The organism is Flavivirga aquimarina (assembly GCF_030540835.1).
Classification (GTDB): domain Bacteria; phylum Bacteroidota; class Bacteroidia; order Flavobacteriales; family Flavobacteriaceae; genus Flavivirga; species Flavivirga aquimarina.
The window spans coordinates 52,067-72,918 of the sequence record NZ_JAUOEK010000017.1; the positions used below are offsets into that span (position 1 = coordinate 52,067).

Annotated in this window: 19 protein-coding genes; 12 read left to right on the forward strand and 7 right to left on the reverse strand. The window is 32.8% G+C overall.

Features of this window, described 5'->3' with window-relative positions; genetic code table 11:
* Positions 1-46: 46 nt before the first annotated feature.
* Positions 47-3,235, forward strand: a complete 3,189-nt coding sequence (locus Q4Q35_RS00680; protein ID WP_303275990.1) for a galactose-binding domain-containing protein — start codon at positions 47-49, stop codon at positions 3,233-3,235.
* A gap of 188 nt (positions 3,236-3,423) precedes the next feature.
* Here Q4Q35_RS00680 and Q4Q35_RS00685 read toward each other — a convergent pair whose 3' ends face one another.
* From Q4Q35_RS00685 to xrtF, 6 genes are all read right to left on the reverse strand, one after another.
* On the reverse strand, positions 3,424-3,813 hold the full coding sequence (locus Q4Q35_RS00685) for a heavy-metal-associated domain-containing protein (RefSeq protein ID WP_303275991.1): 390 nt from the start codon (positions 3,811-3,813) through the stop codon (positions 3,424-3,426).
* Between the two features lie 90 nt (positions 3,814-3,903).
* Positions 3,904-6,162 (reverse strand): TonB-dependent receptor, encoded by a 2,259-nt coding sequence (locus Q4Q35_RS00690; RefSeq protein ID WP_303275992.1) that lies wholly within the window; start codon positions 6,160-6,162, stop codon positions 3,904-3,906.
* Positions 6,163-6,885, reverse strand: coding sequence for a heavy-metal-associated domain-containing protein (locus Q4Q35_RS00695; protein WP_303275993.1), 723 nt, complete (start codon positions 6,883-6,885; stop codon positions 6,163-6,165).
* Between the two features lie 77 nt (positions 6,886-6,962).
* On the reverse strand, positions 6,963-7,376 hold the full coding sequence (locus Q4Q35_RS00700; RefSeq protein ID WP_437439734.1) for an HYC_CC_PP family protein: 414 nt from the start codon (positions 7,374-7,376) through the stop codon (positions 6,963-6,965).
* A gap of 149 nt (positions 7,377-7,525) precedes the next feature.
* A complete protein-coding gene (locus Q4Q35_RS00705) occupies positions 7,526-7,954 on the reverse strand; it encodes an exosortase F system-associated membrane protein (protein WP_303275994.1) in 429 nt (142 codons plus the stop codon).
* Entirely contained in the window at positions 7,947-8,498 is a 552-nt protein-coding gene (gene xrtF, locus Q4Q35_RS00710; RefSeq protein WP_303275995.1) for an exosortase family protein XrtF, read from the reverse strand. Before xrtF ends, Q4Q35_RS00705 begins: the two co-directional genes overlap by 8 nt.
* A gap of 92 nt (positions 8,499-8,590) precedes the next feature.
* Between xrtF and Q4Q35_RS00715 the strand changes: the two genes are divergently transcribed.
* The 11 genes from Q4Q35_RS00715 to Q4Q35_RS00765 all read left to right on the forward strand — a co-directional run bounded on the left by Q4Q35_RS00715 (position 8,591) and on the right by Q4Q35_RS00765 (position 20,391).
* Positions 8,591-9,046: a GAF domain-containing protein gene (locus Q4Q35_RS00715; RefSeq protein WP_303275996.1), complete on the forward strand. Its 456-nt coding sequence runs from the start codon at positions 8,591-8,593 to the stop codon at positions 9,044-9,046.
* A gap of 467 nt (positions 9,047-9,513) precedes the next feature.
* Complete coding sequence (gene purH, locus Q4Q35_RS00720) at positions 9,514-11,046, forward strand: bifunctional phosphoribosylaminoimidazolecarboxamide formyltransferase/IMP cyclohydrolase (RefSeq protein WP_303275997.1); 1,533 nt, start codon at positions 9,514-9,516, stop codon at positions 11,044-11,046.
* 149 nt (positions 11,047-11,195) lie between these two features.
* Entirely contained in the window at positions 11,196-12,224 is a 1,029-nt protein-coding gene (locus tag Q4Q35_RS00725) for a rod shape-determining protein (RefSeq protein ID WP_303275998.1), read from the forward strand.
* Positions 12,225-12,241: 17 nt separating this feature from the next.
* Complete coding sequence (mreC, locus tag Q4Q35_RS00730) at positions 12,242-13,054, forward strand: rod shape-determining protein MreC (RefSeq protein ID WP_303275999.1); 813 nt, start codon at positions 12,242-12,244, stop codon at positions 13,052-13,054.
* Positions 13,047-13,553, forward strand: coding sequence for a rod shape-determining protein MreD (locus Q4Q35_RS00735; protein ID WP_303276000.1), 507 nt, complete (start codon positions 13,047-13,049; stop codon positions 13,551-13,553). The genes mreC and Q4Q35_RS00735 overlap by 8 nt, the downstream gene beginning before the upstream one ends.
* Positions 13,550-15,478, forward strand: coding sequence for a penicillin-binding protein 2 (gene mrdA, locus Q4Q35_RS00740; RefSeq protein WP_303276001.1), 1,929 nt, complete (start codon positions 13,550-13,552; stop codon positions 15,476-15,478). Before Q4Q35_RS00735 ends, mrdA begins: the two co-directional genes overlap by 4 nt.
* 4 nt (positions 15,479-15,482) lie before the next feature.
* Positions 15,483-16,760 carry a rod shape-determining protein RodA gene (gene rodA, locus Q4Q35_RS00745; RefSeq protein ID WP_303276002.1) on the forward strand — a complete coding sequence of 426 codons (1,278 nt, stop codon included), beginning with the start codon at positions 15,483-15,485 and terminating at the stop codon, positions 16,758-16,760.
* A gap of 23 nt (positions 16,761-16,783) precedes the next feature.
* Positions 16,784-17,416 carry a peptide deformylase gene (def, locus tag Q4Q35_RS00750; protein WP_303276003.1) on the forward strand — a complete coding sequence of 211 codons (633 nt, stop codon included), beginning with the start codon at positions 16,784-16,786 and terminating at the stop codon, positions 17,414-17,416.
* A 274-nt stretch (positions 17,417-17,690) separates the two neighbouring features.
* Complete coding sequence (locus Q4Q35_RS00755; protein ID WP_303276009.1) at positions 17,691-18,119, forward strand: tyrosine-type recombinase/integrase; 429 nt, start codon at positions 17,691-17,693, stop codon at positions 18,117-18,119.
* Positions 18,120-18,770: 651 nt separating this feature from the next.
* On the forward strand, positions 18,771-19,421 hold the full coding sequence (locus Q4Q35_RS00760) for a hypothetical protein (protein ID WP_303276004.1): 651 nt from the start codon (positions 18,771-18,773) through the stop codon (positions 19,419-19,421).
* Between the two features lie 163 nt (positions 19,422-19,584).
* The gene (locus tag Q4Q35_RS00765) at positions 19,585-20,391 is read left to right on the forward strand and encodes a hypothetical protein (RefSeq protein WP_303276005.1); all 807 of its coding nucleotides are present in this window, start codon (positions 19,585-19,587) and stop codon (positions 20,389-20,391) included.
* A 97-nt stretch (positions 20,392-20,488) separates the two neighbouring features.
* Here Q4Q35_RS00765 and Q4Q35_RS00770 read toward each other — a convergent pair.
* On the reverse strand, positions 20,489-20,852 hold a 364-nt coding region (locus Q4Q35_RS00770; RefSeq protein WP_303276006.1), incomplete at its 5' end, for a transposase.

A 20,852-nucleotide genomic window follows, 5' to 3' on the forward strand; every position in this document is an offset into this window, starting at 1 on the left:
TTCATCTACATCTATACCAAGGAAAATAAACTTAAAATAATAAATTATGTACAAATTATTACACAACATCGCACTAATTTCAATATTACTAATAGCACTATGTTTAAGTACAAGTGCAAACGCTTTGAAATTATACAAAAACGAAATCGCCACAAATAAGATAGCATACAATAATGCTTTTACCGAAACTGAATTTCTTTCAATTTTAAATACAATTGAAGATCATATTTCTGGAGCTTCAATTTTATCAGGAACCGAGATAGAAGCCCAACAAACAGCTTTAGAAGCAATTATCGATGTATTGTCTTATAGTTCTACAGTTATCGAAAAATCTTTTGAGGTAGTAGAATTATTTGAAACAGTAAAAGGCCCATTATTTGTTCAAGGATCTACAACCCAAGGTTCCTTTTCAAGAACAGCAACAGGCCTTGAACTTGAAAAATTCATGTTTTATTTACAGCAATCTATTATTGATTACTCGTATACCGTCGACAACCTTAAAAACTATACAAGTGTTTTTGAAAATGAAGGATATAAAACTGCCGATTTTTTTCCTGGAGCAGTAGCAGCTCCTTCAAATTCCAATACTACGGTTCAGGTTAGCATCAATGCCACCCAACAAGCAACCGTAGGAAGACCTTCTGGAGCAGAAGCAGTTGATGCAGTAAGAGCTACTGGTTGTTATTTAGCACCAGGTAGCCTAGCAACTATTACCGTACCAAACTCCTTAGTCAATAATGGGTTTGGCATTCGTGTAGGGGCACATACATGGAATCTGGAAAATAAAGCATCAGCAACACGTCTGGATAGAGTGTCTTTGTCCTATCCAATAAACAGTACAACAATAATCGTAGGAAACCCTTTGGGAGGTAACATATATATCGAAGTGCCTTATCTGGCAAATGCAGGTGTGATTAGTGTTTCTTTAAAAAATGTAGTACGCTCACCTTTTTTTTCTAATACAAAAGCCAACAAAACATCACTATCGGACTGGCAAAACACACAACGTCACTATCCGGGGGCTTTTGCAGATTTTGAAAGTGAAAAATTCATACTGCAAGTTCCTACCAGCTGGATCAATAACTTTAATGACCCTGAAACAATGATGGAGGAATGGGATGACGCCGTAGATGCATGTTTAGAACTCTTGGCAAGACAAACTAATTTATCAGATGCCAAACCCCCTATTTATATGCAAGTAGATCGAACGTTTAGAGGAGGGGCTTATTTCCCCGGATACCCAATGTCCAATACAAACTACAACCCTTTAGCGACTGCTAATGGAGACGGATCCGACCATAGATATTTACAAGGCCCTACTGCAACAATTTGGCAAGATATTCACGAGTGGGGGCATCAGTTTTATGTATCAAAATTTTATGGAGAGCAAGAAGGTATAGTAAACTTTTTTTATGTAGCTGTAATGAATAAAAAGTTTGGGGTAGATTTAAATACGGCTTTTGAAAACTGTCTATCACCTGCATTAAACGCTAATTTAGACGATGCAGCAAAAATGTGGATGGTTACTGAAAACTTTAGGCAGGGAAACTCAATGAGTATTATTTCTGGAAATTACCGACACGAAGTTGCATATCAGCACCGAGGATTTGGTAGATATGTTGAAATGGTAAATCTTTTTGGTTGGGAATCTCTCGAAAATTTTTGGGAATTGGTTAATGAAGAACATGCTATTTCTCCTAATCCGACGGCACATACCGGAGAATCTGCAGACGCACGAATTTTACGAATGTCTAAAGGAGCTGGTGTTGATGTAAGACCTTTGATTCATTTTTGGGGCGTACAACCAGATGATTTTGAATCATTAGCAACAGATATTGAAGCGAATGATTTAAAGCCTTCTAAGCTTATTTACGACCAATTACTTTATTATAAAGAAATACTTCCTGCCGACAATGCAGAACTTTTAGATCATGCTTTGGATTTATATCCCGGAGGTTTGTCAAGTACTGCTGATACACGTCATGGTAACGGCTGGTATTATGCTTTATCTCAGGTATATGATGAATCGTATGGTAATTTAGGTAAACAGGCGCTGCAAGATATTATCGATTTATATTTTCCCGATGGATCTCCTGAAGAAAATTTTATTCCAGACCCTAATAAAACCTATTATATAGACGTACCACATCATAATTTAAGACTTGCAGCAACGGGAGAAAGCGAAGATCCTTATACAACAAGCACCAATACGACAGGAGATGATGTCGAATGGAAATTTGTTGACAAAGGGAATGGATACTGGCACGTGCAACGTGCAGCCGGAGGTTCTGTTCCTAGATTACGTACCGATAATTCTGCCAATGCAGATATGCAAGGGATTGCATGGAATGGCAGTTGGACTTATTATGAATTTACCAAAGGGGCTTCTAATAACACCTTTTTCTTTACTTTACCCGATGGCCCTACCAACTATAAAAGGCTACAAGTAAATAATAGTGGGGCTGTTAAAATGGTTTCTACTAACAGTAATGGTACTTGGGAATCGTTTTCTATTTCCGAAGTCACTGATACTGATGACAATCTGGCCTTATATGGTACAGCCTCTCAGTCTACTACGGCATATAACGGCGCGGCTTCCCGAGCTATTGATGGCAATACCAATGGGGTGTACAATAATGGTTCTGTAACCCACACTTCTGCTACTACAGGTTCTTGGTGGCAGGTCGTACTTGCTCAGCAAGCTCATATTAACGATATAGTTATTTACAACAGAACAGATTGCTGCACCAATAGATTGTCCAACTTTACTGTGCTTATTTCCGACAATAATAACAATACCGTTTATAATCAAACCTTTACCAGTACGCCTAATCAATCTTTTACCATTAATACCGGAGGGGTGTCTGGTAGAACGGTCAGGGTGAGTACTAATTTAACAAATACGGCTCTATCTTTAGCAGAAGTTGAAGTTTTTGGGAGCTATACTTCTAGTTTTTCCAAGAGCGTTAATACTAAATTGCCTCTCGATAAAAACGAAAATAGCGCTGTTATAAACATAAGCCCAAACCCTGTTATTAATCACTTAAAAATATCCATAAACAATTCAGAAACAACGACATATAAAATATTTAATACTATTGGAGAAATGGTTGTTTCTGGCAACGTTTCCAGGAGCAACGCTTCGGTTAACCTAAGCCATTTATCTGCTGGAATTTATTTTGTTAGAGTTATAAATGAACAAAATATTAAAACAATGAAACTCATTAAAAAATAGCTATATTCCTATTAATGAGTTTGCAGCAAAAAGGGCATCTAAAATTACTTTTTAGATGCCCTTTTGTTATTTTTTAACATATTTTAATCTGTCGCTTTTAAACAACAAATTAACCTAATTTATATTGAAGTTTTAAAAATATCACATTAAGAATGAGATAAAAAACTGTCATTCAATGTTATAGAATTTCAATGATTATGCTCATCATCTTCTTTGTGCTTTTCTTCTCCCTTATGCTCATCTTGCACAACTTCATCTCGGTATTTACAACATGGGTGCACCGTAGCATAAGCTTCATCAGTTGCTTTTATATCTTTAACGTCATGACCAACAGCAAGAATTTTAGATTGAATAGTGTCTATATTCGTTTTACGTTCATCATAAATTAATTTTAATTCATGAGTTTTCACATTCCATACCGCAGATTTAACACCTTTAGTATTCAAACTAGCTTTTTCAATACGGGTTTTACACATTAAGCAAACACCATCGACCTCTATAGAGGCTCTAGCGTTTTTGTTTTGTGCGAATGTTACTGTTGTTATTAATATTGTTAATACTGTTATTATTTTTTTCATAATTCATGTTTTTTTATCATTCCCTCGAAGGAGGGAATCTTTTATATTGAAATTTAATTTTATAAAATGGGTTCCTGCCTTCGCAGGAATTTAAATCTTAAATCGAAATCCTGCATAATACATACTTCCAAAAATGGGGCCGTATACAAATGTTGTATCAAAATTCGCTCCAAAAGGGTCGTCAGCCCCTAATATAGGATTAGACTGCCTCACATTAGTTATGTTTTCACCTCCTAAATATACTTCAAATTTTGGAGAAAATACTTTAGTTATCTGTGCATTTAAAGTAGCGAGTGTTGGTGTTTTATCTGGTAATTGATACGCTATAGGATTTGCCTCTGTTGATGAAAAACGTTGTTCTCCCAACCAATTAAACGTCGCATCAAATTTCCATTGGCCACCTCCTTCTTGTTTCTGTGTTTCATACGATGTATTTGCAAATAAGCGATGTGTTGGCACTAATGGTTTTGACAATTTTCCTGAATTATAATCTGTTTTAACGTCATAATATTTATAGGCCATTCGTAAATCGAAATGCTCAAATACATTATAATTTAATTCCACCTGAAAACTATTCGCATAACTATCTCCTTCCAGATTATAGAAACTCACTTCTTGTGGATTTTCATAATCGACTACCACTTGATTTTCAAAATCGGTTTTATAATAATCTAAAGTAATATCTGCTTTTCTTCCAAAAAGATTAAAGCCTTGCAAATAAGACAATCCATAGTTCCATGCGATCTCCGGATCTAAACCATAAATATTTCCTGTCGTGTTTATAATATTAATGGCTCGCGATGTTGAGAACAGTTGTTGATTCTCGGCAAAAATATTAGCACTTCGTTTTCCGCGTCCAAAAGATGCTCTTAATGCCGATTTTTCCCAAGGTGTATAACGGGCATGAAAACGAGGTGTTGCAAATGTACCTAGCAAGTTATGATAATCAACTCGCAAACCCGCTGTTAAATTTAACTTCTCTAAATTATCGTAATTGTATTCGAAAAATGCACCAACAGATGTTTCTGTCCTTTCATAATCTATCGTGTTAACAAACTCATCATAATGATCGTAGGTATAACTAACTCCCGTTTTTACTTTGTGTCTGGAATCACTAATAATAGAGTTATAAATAGCATTGGCATATAAACTATTATGAGTAATGTCGTATTGATTAAACCCAAAATAAGAATCTTGCTTATGGCTACTAAATGCTGTTTGAACTCCTAAACTTTGGTATGGAATTTCTGGGTTCACATAGCCTAATTTAGCGGATATCTCATAACGCCTTGTATCAATTTCACTTCCCCATACCTCATCTCCACTCAGTACAGGATTATTTGTTGTTAATTTATCTGTATCTGGATTAAAACCAAGTTGTCCTGTTTGTTTTTCATCATTTAAAAATTTAAGATTGATAAAACTCACAAAACCTTTTTCTGCATTGGTATATTGCCAACGATTCATAACATTAATTTGATGGTACTTAGGCATATCTAAAAAACCATCATGGTTCACATCATGTTCTTCATTATGTGTATTACCATGTAAGTACAACCCTGTATGCCATTTGTCACTCACTTTAGTATTTATATGGGTATTTAATTCTAAACGTTCGCTAGTAGCTCCATACAGATTAACAAACAACTTATCATCGGTTGCTGGTTTTACTAATTCTGCATTTATTTGTCCCGCTATACTTTCATAACCATTTACTACACTCCCTGCTCCTTTTGTTATTTGAATACTCTCCACCCAAGTTCCGGGTATAAAACTCAACCCAAATGCTTGTGAAGCTCCACGAATGGACGGAATATTTTCGGTAGCAATTAAAATATACGGACTATTAAGTCCTAACATTTTTATTTGCCGCGTACCTGTAACAGCATCGGCAAAATTCACATCAATAGATGGATTAGTTTCAAAACTCTCGGAAAGATTACAACAAGCTGCTTTTAACAACTCATCACTACTTACTGTAAAAACATTAGTAGCTTGCAAATACGACTTTGCCGTGGCCTGTTTTCTGGAGGTTACTGTTATTTGCTCTAAATCACTGGTTGGTTGTAACCAATGGCGAATCGTTTTAGGCTCTGTAATAGTAAGTGTATCGGTTTTAAAGCCTACATAACTAATAATTAGTTTTGTATATTCTTTTTGGTAAGGTATGGTAAACTTACCATCTATATCGGTTACAGTTCCTACAGACGTATTTAACCAATAGACATTTGCTCCCGGTAAACCGATAGGTTCATTTTTTTCATTTGCTTCCAAAATCGTCCCGCTAATTTTATCTTGAGACGTTATTATCATGGGAAGTATTAATAATATATAAAATATGTTTTTCATTTAATTGTAGGTTTTAATCAGCATGGTAATTGCCATAACAATCATAATACTGTTTTCAATAAATGTTGCTTTAGTCATGGGGAGTTTTAGTGCAGTTCCTAAACAAGCACATTGAATCGTTTTTTTATTTAAAAGTATTTTTGTGACCCCTATAGTTGTGATTCCTAAAATAACCAATGTGATTATTAAAGCTATTGGAATTTCAATACGCATTAAAAACAAGATGCCTAATGCTAATTCAATAAATGGATATACCCAGCTATAAACAGGCATTACTTTAGCCAAAGGGTCGTACATTTTAAAAGATTCTGGAAAACCTTTTAAATCTAAAAGCTTGAAAAAACTAAAAACGATGTAAAAAAGCCCCATGAAATCGAGCATAAATTCGGTTCCGTTCCATGGCTTATAATTTAATAAGATCGAAGCTATTGTGATATAACCGAAAATTAAAAACAATGGAAATAATTGTTTTAATTCCGATTTTGATGTTTCGGAAGCATCCTTAAAGATATTACCACCTTCTTTTTCTGTTATTTGATATTTACTTGATAATACTCTTTGTAAATTTTCTGTTGCAATATGATACGACATTTCAATGGCAGCTTCTTGCGCTTCCAAACTCACAGAAACGCTTTCTACTTCTGGTATGGATTTTATGGCGTTCTCAACTGACGCTTTACAGCCATTACAGGTCATACCTGTAACTGTATATGTATGTTTCATGATTTCAATTTGAAATATTAATAAGTTTTAGTACTAAGCGGATTCCCGCATTCACAGGAATGACAAAAACTAATAAATCAAATCAAGAAAACTTGGTCTAAAACCTGTATGTCGGTGACCAAATTGGGGGGAGAATAATCTTTATGCGGAATAATTTGCTTTTCTAATCCTTCAAAAAGATTAATATATGAATAAGCAAATACTGTGATAAATTGTTGCTGCTCAAAATCTAAATCTTCAAATGAAGAAAACTTCATTTCATTTTGACCTTCAATAACATCAACGACGTCTTTACAGCATGGTTTTTTTGTGATTTTTTCTAAAGCAATCTCATAAGCTTCCATAGCACATTTATCCACTTCATTAAAAATGGATACATCAACTAACACATCACCACAAAAGTGTTTTTCAATAGTAAAAGATACTGTTGAAAACAAAACGAGCAATGCCAGAAGCATCGAAAAGCTTTTATGTAATAACTTTTTTATCACAAAACAAAAATACAAAAAATTGAAATGGAACGTATTTTTTTATTAAATGATTAACACAAAACTCATCCTGAATTTTTTATTGAAGTGAAAAATTAGGCTTTTTTGCACTTCACAGCAGCGTTAAGAAATAAGTGAAATACAAATGCTATTCAACTTCTAAACTTATGATAATAAAAAGCGGGTAACAATAAGAGTAGAATAATAGGTTGTATTAAAAAACGACGCACATTAAAAAAAAGATAATAATCTTCCTGTCTCGGATTGATAACGAAATACAAATAAATTAACAGCAAAATTGTATATGCCAATACAAAGATTACTATTGAAAATTTAATGATGCTTTTATCTTTAAAAATTACATATAAAACACCAAGTGAAATAACACTATTTAATACGTATCGCAATGTTGTGAAACTTACTAATTTTAATACTTCGCGTCTTGGGCTATCTACATACAAATAGTCGTTTTGAAAGAACATTAAATACGGATCGTAAAACAATTCATTTTCAAAAATCCGAATTAAAATCAGCAACCCGAATAATACAAATAGTAATGTATATGTAATTAGCTTAGGCATCTTTCTTTTTTAGTTTAGAAAAACGATTCACCCAAAAGATCCATAGTAAAAACATCATTCCATAAATAATTGCAGGAAAAACAACCGTATGCAATATTTCTTTGTGTTCTGGGTAATGATACAATGCTATAGTTAATATTACAATACGAAGTAAATTAACTGTATAAATTAAAACGCTACCCGAAAGTATATAGAAAAATGTGGTTTTTAGTTTTCCTGAAAATGCTATAATAAATGATACAAATAAAATAATAACACTTATGGAATTACACCCCTCAACCACACGAGCCAAATACTTTCCCTCCAGAACGACTATCATAGAAGGTTCGCCTAAATGTGGTAATACTTGAGCATGATACCCAAATGATTTTAATAATGATTCACTCTGTTTAGATACTAAGTGCGTCATATAATCTGGATAATATTTCGAACCTTCAGAAACATCTAAATACAGTTTATAAATCACAGAAAGAAAGATATAAACCAATAAAAAAGTAAGGATAAACTTTATAACCGACCTGTATTTTATAAAGAGTGTTTTCAAAAAACGTTATCTGGTTTATTAGGTTAAAATTATTTGAAACCGGATGTCGAAATTACGTCTTTTTAAATACTTTTACCAAAACTTTTGAATTTATGATTTTTGAAAACCTAAAACCTCAAATAGAAACCATTGTTTTAAATAAAAATAAAACAGTGGACAAGCGTCTTTTAAGCATTTGCGAATTGCTTGAAGCTAATATAACATACTATAATTGGGTTGGTTTTTATTTTAGAAATGGTAATAAAGAAGAATTACATTTAGGGCCTTATGTTGGTGAACCTACAGACCATACTATAATTCCATTTGGTAAAGGTATTTGTGGACAAGTTGCCGTTAGTAACGAGAATTTTGTAGTGCCAGATGTAACAGCACAAGATAATTATATAGCTTGTAGCATAACTGTTAAAGCCGAAATTGTTATTCCCATTTTTGTAAATGGAGAAAACATAGGGCAAATTGATATAGACTCCAATACACCTAATCCTTTTACCGAAGCAGACGAACGTTTTTTAGAATTTGTTTGCGCCCAGGTAGCGATGATACTTTAGATTAAATTATTTGTTTTAAATTCAGTGTTCAGTGTTCAGTGTTCAGTGTTCGGTCATTCATTACCGGTCTTTAGAACAATTCCAACTACTGAACTTAATTTTTGTTTTTAAAATTTACTTATTTGTAAAATATTATATACTAATTTGTAAGTATTTAAATTAAAAAGCCACACACTAACTCCTATCTTCCACCATCAGCCTTTAAAACCAACATAAATTCCAAAAATAAAATTCCTAAACTCCAATTTGAAACTCGAAACCTTAAACTCGAAATTTGAAATTTAATAGCACCTTGTTAACAACTTCTGTTTTTAGTTAAAAAAACACGTTCTTTTTAAGGAATCTTAAGCTCGTTTTTTAGTTGAAATAATTACTTTTGCATTTTATTTACAATTTCAATATAACCTATTGAAAAACAGTAAAAATTTCACCTCAGTAAAATCAGGAACCAAAAGACAACAACAATAATGAGCAACGAAAAAACCATTAAATCGGCATTAATCTCAGTATTTAGTAAAGACGGATTAGAACCTATTGTAAAAAAATTAAACGAACAAGGTGTTACTATTTATTCAACTGGTGGCACTCAGAAATTTATAAACGATTTAGGTGTAGATGTGGTTCCTGTTGAAGACGTAACCTCTTACCCTTCTATTCTAGGTGGACGTGTAAAAACATTACACCCTAAAGTTTTTGGAGGCATCTTAAACAGACAAAGTCATGCTGGTGATGTAGCCGAATTGGCCGAGTTTGAAATCCCTCAAATTGATGTGGTTATAGTTGATTTATATCCATTTGAAAAAACCGTTGCGTCTGGTGCCGACACACAGGACATTATTGAAAAGATAGATATTGGTGGTATTTCGTTAATTCGTGCCGCTGCTAAAAACTATGCAGATGTTATTTGTGTATCATCGGTAGATGATTATGCTGAGTTTTTAGACTTGATTTCCGAAAATAACGGAACTGTTTCTGAAGAAAACAGAAAACGTTTTGCTGGTAAAGCTTTTAACGTATCCTCACACTACGATACAGCTATTTTTAATTACTTTAATAAAAACCATGACGAAGCTGCTTTAAAAATTAGTGAAACAAAAGGAAAAGTGTTGCGTTATGGAGAAAACCCACACCAAAGAGGCTTTTTCTTTGGAAACTTTGATGAGTTATTCACGAAACTTCATGGTAAAGAATTAAGTTACAACAACCTTTTAGACGTTGATGCGGCTGTAAATTTAATGAATGAATTTAAAAACGACGCACCAACTTTTGCCATTTTAAAACACAACAATGCTTGTGGATTAGCACAGCGCGACACATTGCATCAGGCTTATGTTGATGCCTTAGCAGGAGACCCTGTTTCTGCTTTTGGGGGTGTTTTAATTAGTAATACCGAAATTGATGTAGCAACAGCTGAAGAAATTCATAAATTATTCTGTGAAGTTGTTATTGCGCCTTCTTTCTCGGCAGAAGCCTTAACAATTCTTCAAGGTAAAAAGAACAGAATTATATTGATTCTTCATGATATAGAGTTACCAAATATGAATGTTAGAAGTTGTTTAAATGGTGTATTACTTCAAGATAGAAATAATGTTACAGATACTATTGATGGCTTAAAAAATGTCACCAATTCGAAACCAAACGATAGTGAACTGGAAGATTTAATTTTTGCATCAAAAATTTGCAAACACACAAAATCTAACACCATCGTATTAGCCAAAAACAAACAGTTATGTGCAAGTGGGACAGGACAAACAAGTCGCGTTGATGCCTTAGAACAAGCCATACACAAAGCAAATTCATTTAATTTTGACTTAAAGGGAGCTGCTATGGCAAGTGATGCCTTTTTCCCTTTTCCAGACTGTGTAGAAATTGCGAATAATGCTGGTATAAATGCTGTGATTCAACCAGGAGGTTCTATAAAAGATCAACTAAGTATTGATTATTGTAATGAAAATAACTTGGCCATGGTATTTACCGGCACACGTCATTTTAAACACTAAAATTCTCACATTATTAATTATCTATAAATCAACAAAAAGCATATCGTGTTTTTTAGTGAAATTTGAATAGACTTAAAACCTATATATTTATTAACTTTTATTACATTTACGGGATTCGTTTTTTAAACCACTTAAATTATTAACAGCACATGGGCTTTTTTGACTTCTTAACCGAAGAAATTGCAATAGATTTAGGAACTGCAAATACTCTTATTATTCATAACGACAAAGTTGTTGTTGATGCACCATCTATAGTAGCACGCGACAGAATTTCTGGTAAAATTATTGCCGTTGGTCAAGAAGCCAGTTTAATGCAAGGTAAAACCCATGAAAACATTAAAACCATTCGCCCTTTAAAAGATGGCGTTATTGCAGATTTTGATGCATCCGAGCAAATGATAAGTATGTTTATTAAAAACATACCCGCTTTAAAAAAGAAATTTTTTACACCTGCACTTCGTATGGTTATATGTATTCCTTCAGGAATAACAGAAGTAGAAATGCGTGCGGTAAAAGAAAGTGCAGAACGAGTAAATGGTAAAGAAGTGTACTTAATACATGAGCCAATGGCAGCCGCTATTGGTATTGGAGTAGATATTATGCAGCCTAAAGGAAATATGGTTGTAGATATAGGTGGTGGTACTACAGAGATAGCTGTTATTGCACTTGGTGGTATAGTGTGCGATAAATCTGTTAAAGTTGCAGGTGATGTTTTTACAAACGATATTGTTTACTATATGCGTACACAACACAACTTATATGTAGGAGAGCGTACTGCCGAAAAAATAAAAATACAAATAGGTGCTGCTACCGAAGATTTAGAATTACCACCAGAAGACATGAGCGTTCAAGGGCGTGATTTATTAACTGGTAAACCTAAACAAGTATCTATATCGCATAGAGAAATTGCTAAAGCATTAGACAAATCTATCTTAAGAATTGAAGATGCTGTTATGGAAACACTTTCTCAAACACCTCCCGAATTAGCTGCAGATATATATAATACTGGTATTTATTTAGCTGGTGGTGGCTCGATGCTACGAGGTTTAGATAAACGTTTATCTCAAAAAACAGATCTCCCTGTTTATATAGCCGAAGACCCATTACGTGCCGTAGTACGAGGTACTGGAATTACACTTAAAAATTTGCCTAAATACAAAAGTGTATTGATAAAATAGAGACACCCCAATAAATCATGCAACAGATTATTAATTTCATAATAAGAAACAAAAACTTTCTGTTGTTCTTATTGTTATTTTCTATTTCAATTTTATTTACAATTCAATCGCATTCTTATCACAGGAGCAAGTTTATTAATTCGGCCAACTTTTTATCTGGAGGTATCTACAATTCAGCACACAAGATTAGTACATATTTTAATCTAAAATCACAAAACCAACTTTTATTCGAAGAAAACAAACGCTTAAAATCGCTTTTGTATAATTTAGAAAACACCGGCCATTTTACCTATTCCGATAGTCTTCTTCTCAATAAATCATATTACTTTTCTAATGCTCAGGTTATTAAAAATAGTTATTCTGCCACAGATAATGTACTTTTAATTAACAAAGGCACAAACGATAGTATACAACAAGACTTTGGAGTTATAACAACTAAAGGCATTGTTGGGATTGTTGATAAAACAAGTGGCAATTTTGCTAATGTAATATCTATTTTAAACTCAACCAGTTCAATAAGTGCTCAATTAAAAAAAACAAGCCATTATGGCTCTTTAACATGGGATGCTAAAAACCCTGCATTGGTTCAACTTAAAGACATTCCTAAAATAGCTAAAGTTTTAGTTGGAGATACTATAGTTACTTCTGGACAGTCTTCTATTTTCCCTAAAGACATACCGATAGGTGTTATTGAAAATTACAACCTTGATGCAGCCGAAAATTATTATGAAATCAATGTGGCACTTTTTAACGACATGACCAATCTGGAATATGTTTACATTATAAAAAATACTAATAAACCTGAGATTACTAATTTACTAAATGAATAACATATTTTCTGTAGATAGCATCCGTTTTATTGTATTAGTATTAATACAGGTATTAGTATGTAATAATATTAACTTTTTTGGTTACATTAATCCTTATCCATACATTTTATTTATTGCCTTATTTCCAGTAAAAAGTAACCGTGTTGTATTCATTTTAGCAAGTTTCTTACTAGGGTTAACAAACGATATGTTTTTAGACTCTGGAGGGATTCATGCCGCAGCTTGTGTATTTATTGCATATGTAAGACCAGTTATACTAAAGTTTTCTTTTGGAACGATTTACGAACACCATACTATAAAATTCGCTTCTATAGCGTTTGGCTCTAAACTTACTTATATTACACTACTTGTTACATTACATCATATTATTTTGTTCTCATTACAAGTATTTAGTGTATCAAAAATAATTTTCGTGCTCCAAAAAACGTTATTCTCAAGTATGTTTACTATTTTGTTAAGTATGATAATAACTATTATTTTTAGTCAAAAACCTAAATGAGACAATTATTCCTTTTCGTTTCTATAATATTTGTTGGTATTTTATTCATATTCAGACTCTTTTACCTTCAAGTATATACTTCAAATGAACATGATTTATTTGAAGACAATGCTATTAGAAAAGTTTACGATTATCCAAAACGAGGGTTTATTTACGATAGAAACGGAGAGCTTTTAGTAGCCAACCAACCATCGTACGATGTTATGGTTATTCCACGTGAAGTAGAACCATTGGACACACTTGAGTTTTGTTCATTATTAAAAATTGACAAAGAACAATTTATAAAAAGATTTAATAGAGCGAAACACTACTCTCCCAGATTACCATCTGTTCTCCTGTCTCATTTATCGAAACAAGACTATGCTGCTTTGCAGGAAAAAATGCGAAAATTTGAAGGTTTCTATATTCAAAAAAGATCACTAAGACATTACCAAAGAACTATTGGTGCTAACGTTTTGGGGGATATTGGAGAAGTAAATACCACCGATTTAAAAAAAGACTCCTATTACAAAATGGGAGATTTAAAAGGCAAACAAGGTGTTGAAGCTTCTTATGAAAAAACACTTCGGGGTGTTAAGGGCATTAAGTTTATTCAAAAAGATCGGTTTAATAGAAATATTGGCCCTTATAAAAACAGTACGTTTGATACAATTCCGGAGCAAGGAAAGGATATTACCATTACTATCGATTCTAAACTGCAAGAATACGGTGAACTACTTATGCAAAACAAACGTGGTGGTGTTATTGCTATTGAGCCGGCTTCTGGAGAAATATTAGCTATGGTAGCAGCTCCAACTTATGACCCCAATCTTTTGGTAGGAAGAGAGCGCTCTAAAAACTTTATTAAACTTAGGGATTCTATCGCAAATCCGTTATTCAACAGAAGTATACAAGGCGTTTACGAGCCCGGTTCTCCTTTTAAGCTCATGAATGCCTTAGTTGGTTTACAGGAAGGTGTTATTACGCCTAATGAAACCGTAACCTGCTATGCAGGATATAAATATGGTAACCGTTTTATGAAATGCCATTGCTATATTGGCAAACGCAATAATATGATTTCTGGAATACAAGAATCCTGTAACGCTTATTTTTCAACTGTATATAGAAAGATTTTAGATAAAAATAGTAATGCTTCCGAAGGTATTGATACTTGGAGTAAGCATGCTAAAAGTTTTGGACTGGGCGATTATTTAAATAACGATTTATTTGTTGGACAAAAAGGAAGAATTCCGAATAGAGCTTATTACAAACAAGTATATCCTAAAACTTTTTATTCAACCTATACCATATCTAATGCCATAGGACAGGGTGAAGTAGCGACCACCCCAATTCAGTTAGCCAATATGGTTGCAGCAATTGCCAATAGAGGCTATTATTACACACCTCATATCATCAAATCTATTGAAGGTGAAACTGTTCCTGATAAGTTTACGAAAATTAAATATACCTCTATTGATAAACAACATTTTGAACCTGTAATAGAAGGTATGCAACAAGTATATAAAAGAGGGACTGCCGCATCATTACAGGTAAAAGATATCGACATTTGTGGTAAAACAGGAACTGTAGAAAACTTTGTTGTTATTGATAGTGTGAAAACACAACTTACAGATCATTCTATTTTTGTTGCTTTTGCACCTAAAAATGACCCTAAAATAGCCATTGCCGTTTTTGTTGAAAACGGTTATTGGGGAAGCCGTTTTGCTGGAAAAATAGCGAGTTTAATGATTGAGAAACACATTAAGAACGAGATTACCAGAAAAGATTTAGAAGAATGGATTATAAGGCATAGTTTAGAGGATGAATATGCTAAGCCATATTCTGGAGAGCCCTTTAGAATAAACGAATACACAAAATTACAATTCGTTGACGACTCCGAATATAAACGGTTAAAAAGAGAATTGAAAAAATTACAAACCCCATAGATTGATGGCTAGGGAAACTAACAGACATTATAAATTTGACTGGATCACTATTATCCTTTTTTTCTTAATTGTTGGGTTTGGCTGGTTAAATATACTTTCTGCCTCTTATACCGGTGGCGATATTGACTATTTCACTTTCTCTAAATCTTATGGCAAGCAATCGATATTTATACTGTTCACCTTTTGTATCATTATCGTTATACTTGGTATTGAAGCCAAATTTTATGAACGCTTTTCAAGCATTATATATATCGTATCCATGTTATCCCTCGTTGGGCTTTTTATTTTTGGAAAAAATGTAAACGGTGCTACATCATGGTATGCCATAGGTTCGATGACACTTCAACCCAGTGAATTTGCAAAAGCAGCTACAGCACTAGCCGTAGCAAAACAGATTAGTGATTTAAATACAAATATTAATAGTTTTAAAGATCAAATTCAAACCTTTGTAATAATAATTATACCTGCTCTTTTAGTGCTATTACAAAATGACACCGGAAGCACAATCGTTTATGGTGCTTTCTTTTTTGTTCTATATAGAGAAGGTTTACCAAAGTATTATCTTTCTTTAGGTATGTCGGTGATTATACTGTCGGTTTTAGCATTAAAATTTGGTGCTTTAACAGCCTCTATTATCGCCTCTGTCATTATTTTTGGTTATTATTATTTTAACAAAAAAAAGGTTTCATTTTTTCAAGTAATACTTGCTTTGTTACTTTCTGTAGGGTTGTCTTATGGCGTAAAATTGTTTTATGACAGTATTTTAAAACCTCACCAGCAAGATCGAATAAGTTTATGGCTGCGCTTAGAAAAAGACCCCGTTAAGTTAGAAGAAATGAAAAGAACTTTTGCTTATAATTTAAACGAATCTGAAAAAGCAATTAGCTCTGGTGGTTTTACCGGAAAAGGTTTTATGGAAGGAACCCGAACAACCGGGAAATTTGTACCCGAACAGCATACCGATTATATTTTTAGTACTGTAGGGGAAGAATGGGGATTCTTAGGCAGCTCCTTTGTTGTTATTTTATTCATTTTGCTTTTATTGCGTATTCTTCATTTAGCAGAATCACAAAAATCGCAATTTAGCAGGGTATATGGTTATGGAGTCGCCTCTATTATATTCATTCATTTTCTAATAAACATTGGTATGGTGATGGGGTTAATCCCAACCATAGGTATTCCTTTACCTCTATTTAGTTATGGTGGTTCTGGACTTTGGGCATTTACTATTTTAATTTTTATCTTTATTAAATTAGATTCTAATAAAATTAATGAATGGTAGCTTGCAATGGATATTGTTTCACAATGAAAAAATTAATCTTCGCCATCTTTATACTTACATTATTTATTGGATGCTCCAGTACAAAAAACGCTAGTGTAAAGCATACTTTTTCTTCTAATGAAATTAACCTCATTAATAGTGCTGATAGTTTAAAACCCATGAGGGTTTATAAAATAACTAATAAAAAAGACTCACTTTTACTAAGGTCTAGAAGCAGTTACATTAAACCTGATACAAATAATAAAACATTACAAATTTTTATAAAAAGGCTTTATGCTACGGTTAGAGATAGCATGTCTATGGGTGTTGGCATTGCTGCGCCACAAGTTGGTGTTTTAAAAAATATTGTTTGGGTACAGCGTTTCGATAAAGAAAACTTTCCATTTGAAGTTTATCTAAACCCAAAGATTGTCAATTATTCAGATAAAAAACAATCTGTTAGAGAAGGTTGTTTATCCATACCGAATAGGAGTGACACTTTAAATAGCAGATCTTTTTCTATTTCTATTGAATATGATACCATAAAAGGTGAACACATAACGGAAACTGTGGAAGGTTTTACTTCTGTTATTTTTCAGCATGAAATAGATCATTTAAATGGTATTCTGTATTTAGACCATTTAGCCAAAGAAATTTATGATTCTAAAATTAAATAAATTTTGTTTTATTTTCTGATATACAAATTATATTTTCAGGTCGCTAAATAAATTATCTTGACCAACCTTCCAATAATTGTATTAAAGCCCCAATTTCATAATAATTCAAATCAAATATTAATTCAGTTTAAATATAATAACACACTTATTAAACTAACCCGTACCTTACCAAATGCTACTTGGAGCAAAACTTTTAAAAGTTGGTATATAAAAATAAGTGAGATTTTAAATTTAAAGATAGAACACTTTTTAATAGACAGAAAAACAGTTAATCATTAAAAATGCTAAAGGCAGAAAAGACAGATACGTAACTCTTGCAGAAAGCTTTATGCCATTATTATTTAACTATTTAAATACATACACGCCAAAAGTTTACTTTATTGAAGGCAGAAATGGAAGCGCTTATTCTGCTAGTAGTATAAGGAAGTTTTTGGGACAATCTTGTAAAGTGACCAATTTAAAAATAAATGTTACACCACATACTTTAAGGCATAGTTACGCAACACATTTATTAGAAAACGACGTAGGTATTAGGCATATACAAGAACTATTAGGCCATAGTAAAACAGAAACCACTATGATTTACACTCATGTTACACGAAAAGATTTGGTAAGTATAAAAAGTCCTTTAGACCATGCCATCAACCAATTAAAAGAAACCCAAAAAGAGGAACAAAAATTCCTATTATCCCGAAATAATTAATGAATAATGAGTACTTTTATTCCATATATAACGAGTTGTATTTAATAAGACGGACTTTTGGATCTTCCCAGGTTTATTGCTACCCATCGAAAATTTAGGATTAAGGACAGTACTATAAAAGGCGTATGGAATTGGACTTATGTACAATTTCGGACTGACCAAGCTTTCGATTGAAATCGTATGAGAGTTACACTATCAAATACGAATTTTGATTCGCATAAAGCTTGCCGAAGTTATAGTTATTTTTTGACAAAGTCAAGAGATAATTCAAAAACAGGTCTTTTATAGTACTGTCCTTAAGCATATTATAAAATCATGGGACGCTTTTAAAATAACGACACCTTATCATCAACTGATAAAATGCATAATTTTAAAACCATAAACCTGAACCAGAAATACTATGTAGCGTCCAGTCTAACTACGTAAATCGAGCTATGTCCCGGGGACATTTCTCATTTACTAAACACAACAACACATATAAAACATAGCTTATGTTTAAATAAACTATTTTTTTTGTTTCTTTATAAAACAAAAACCCCCTTCGAAAGGGGGGCGTTTATTTAAACGCTACATTTTATATATGTAACCGTTACCACACATTTGAGAAAAACACTTTTCATATCGATATTTTTAGTATTAAATACATTCTTTTTGTTTGCCCAAAATAGAATTGAATTAATTTCGAATGATTGCAGTCAAGAAAATGGATTTACAATGTTTTTGTTGGATAGAGCTAAACCGAAAATTCTGACTGAACAAAAATTTGAACAAGAAGAAAAATATTGGAATAATCAAAAGAAGATTTTACTCAATAATTCGGACATTATAAAAATAGAATACACAAATATTTTTGGACAGAGAATCGACACAACTTTTGTAAACGCAAAAGAACTGAACGAAATAATAATCTGTGTGAATAAATTCAAGGATTATGAAAAGAAATCAATAATAAAAGAATCAATCCAAAACGACCAAAGCTGGGTTTTAAACTCAACTTGGGGACATCAAACTTTTGAGTCTGACAAACTGATTTTAAAACCTAAAAATGGATTTTTAAAATATAAATATTACAAAAACGGAAAAAAAATAAAACGTGGAAAAATAAAAATAACGGAATCTGTTATAGAAAAAATAGCATTATTTGAGCGGAAACTAAATCTAATGCAAAACGCTGACAATTCTTGTAATTTCGGAATCAATTATAATCTTTACAATGGAATAGAAAAGCTGAATTTTCAAGACGACAGTTGTTCTGGATTTTCGAATGAACAATTATTATCTGAATTAAAAATAGTGGAATAAAAAACGTGAGGTAACAACGTGTTATAATTAATTGCTTTGGTCGTTGCTTATTTGGAAAATTCCTTCGGAATTTTCTCGCGTTCGTTTTTGTTTACTAAATTAGTTGCTGTAACACGCAACAAACCATACACAAAACCGTTAGGCACAAGCTGAAATCACTCAAATGAATAAACGAATTTCTAAAATACCAAATGATGTACAAGACAGAAATTCTGTTGCTTGGAAAAAACTGTGTGAATATATTGATGTAGTTGCAGAAAATGGAAGTGATGAATTTGTACCGAGAGAAGTTTTAGGAGACGAATTATTTTCTCAGATTTATACTTTACCTGAATCAATTTCTAAACTAAAAAAAGTAAAAAAAGTTGGACTTTATGGGAGTAATTTAAAGAGAATTCCGCCTGAAATTGGAGAAATGGAATCACTAGAATACTTTGACCCATACACTTCTTACAATTTGAATTGGTTTCCTTTCGAGATTTCTAGATGTAAAAAACTAAAAGACAGCCGAATTAGTACAAGAGCACTTTATGGAAACTATAAAAACCGAATGGGATTTCCGAAACTTGACCATAATCCTGTAAAATATTTTGGAGATAATCTAAAGTGTAGTGTATGCGATAAAAAACTGACACACGAAACGACAAACCAAATATGGATTACCGCGCATATTGGAACGGACACTATTCCTATGCTCGCAAATCTGTGTTCTAAAGAATGTGAAGCGGATTTACCGAAACCACCTAAAAACTATGTTCAGCTTCCACATAAAGGTGGCTCGGATTTAGTTCAGCCACCTGACGAGGACGAATTATGGGAAATTGAAATGGCTGAAAGAGAAAAAGCAGAGAAAGAAAACAAAATTACAACTGAACAATCTGAACCAGCTAAAGAGAAATCTGAAATTGTAGAAAAAGAAAAATTCAAATTACCTTTAATTAAACTTGTTCGGAAAATTTGGGAGAAATAAATAAAAAGCCAGATGCCTAACAATGGTAACCGTTGCACAAGCCAATAAATTATAAAAAACAGACTTCTATAACTGCCTTCTAAGGCAGTTTCTTTTTTTAGATCGCTTTATAATTAGCTATTTTAAGGCTCCTTAAAAACAACTTTTCGAGCTTGTACACACTATTTTTTATTAAAAATAATAAAGCAAGCATCCCTGCTCCACTTTTCACCCTTTTTTGGGCGAATTTCAGGTACTTTTTCAGGTTATAAGCAATGGCGGATAGATGCATGACTTTGTTTGCCTGTTTTATTCCCAATGTATTTATTTTTCGAAGCCCTAGAAACTGCGTAAGCGTTCCAAATACGGGTTCGACCGTACTTTGACGTTTGCCTTTCATATAGCTGCCTCTGGGGCTGTTCACTCGTGCATTATTACGTTCATACTCTTCTCTATAGAAAGTGACTGTAAATTTCTTCTCC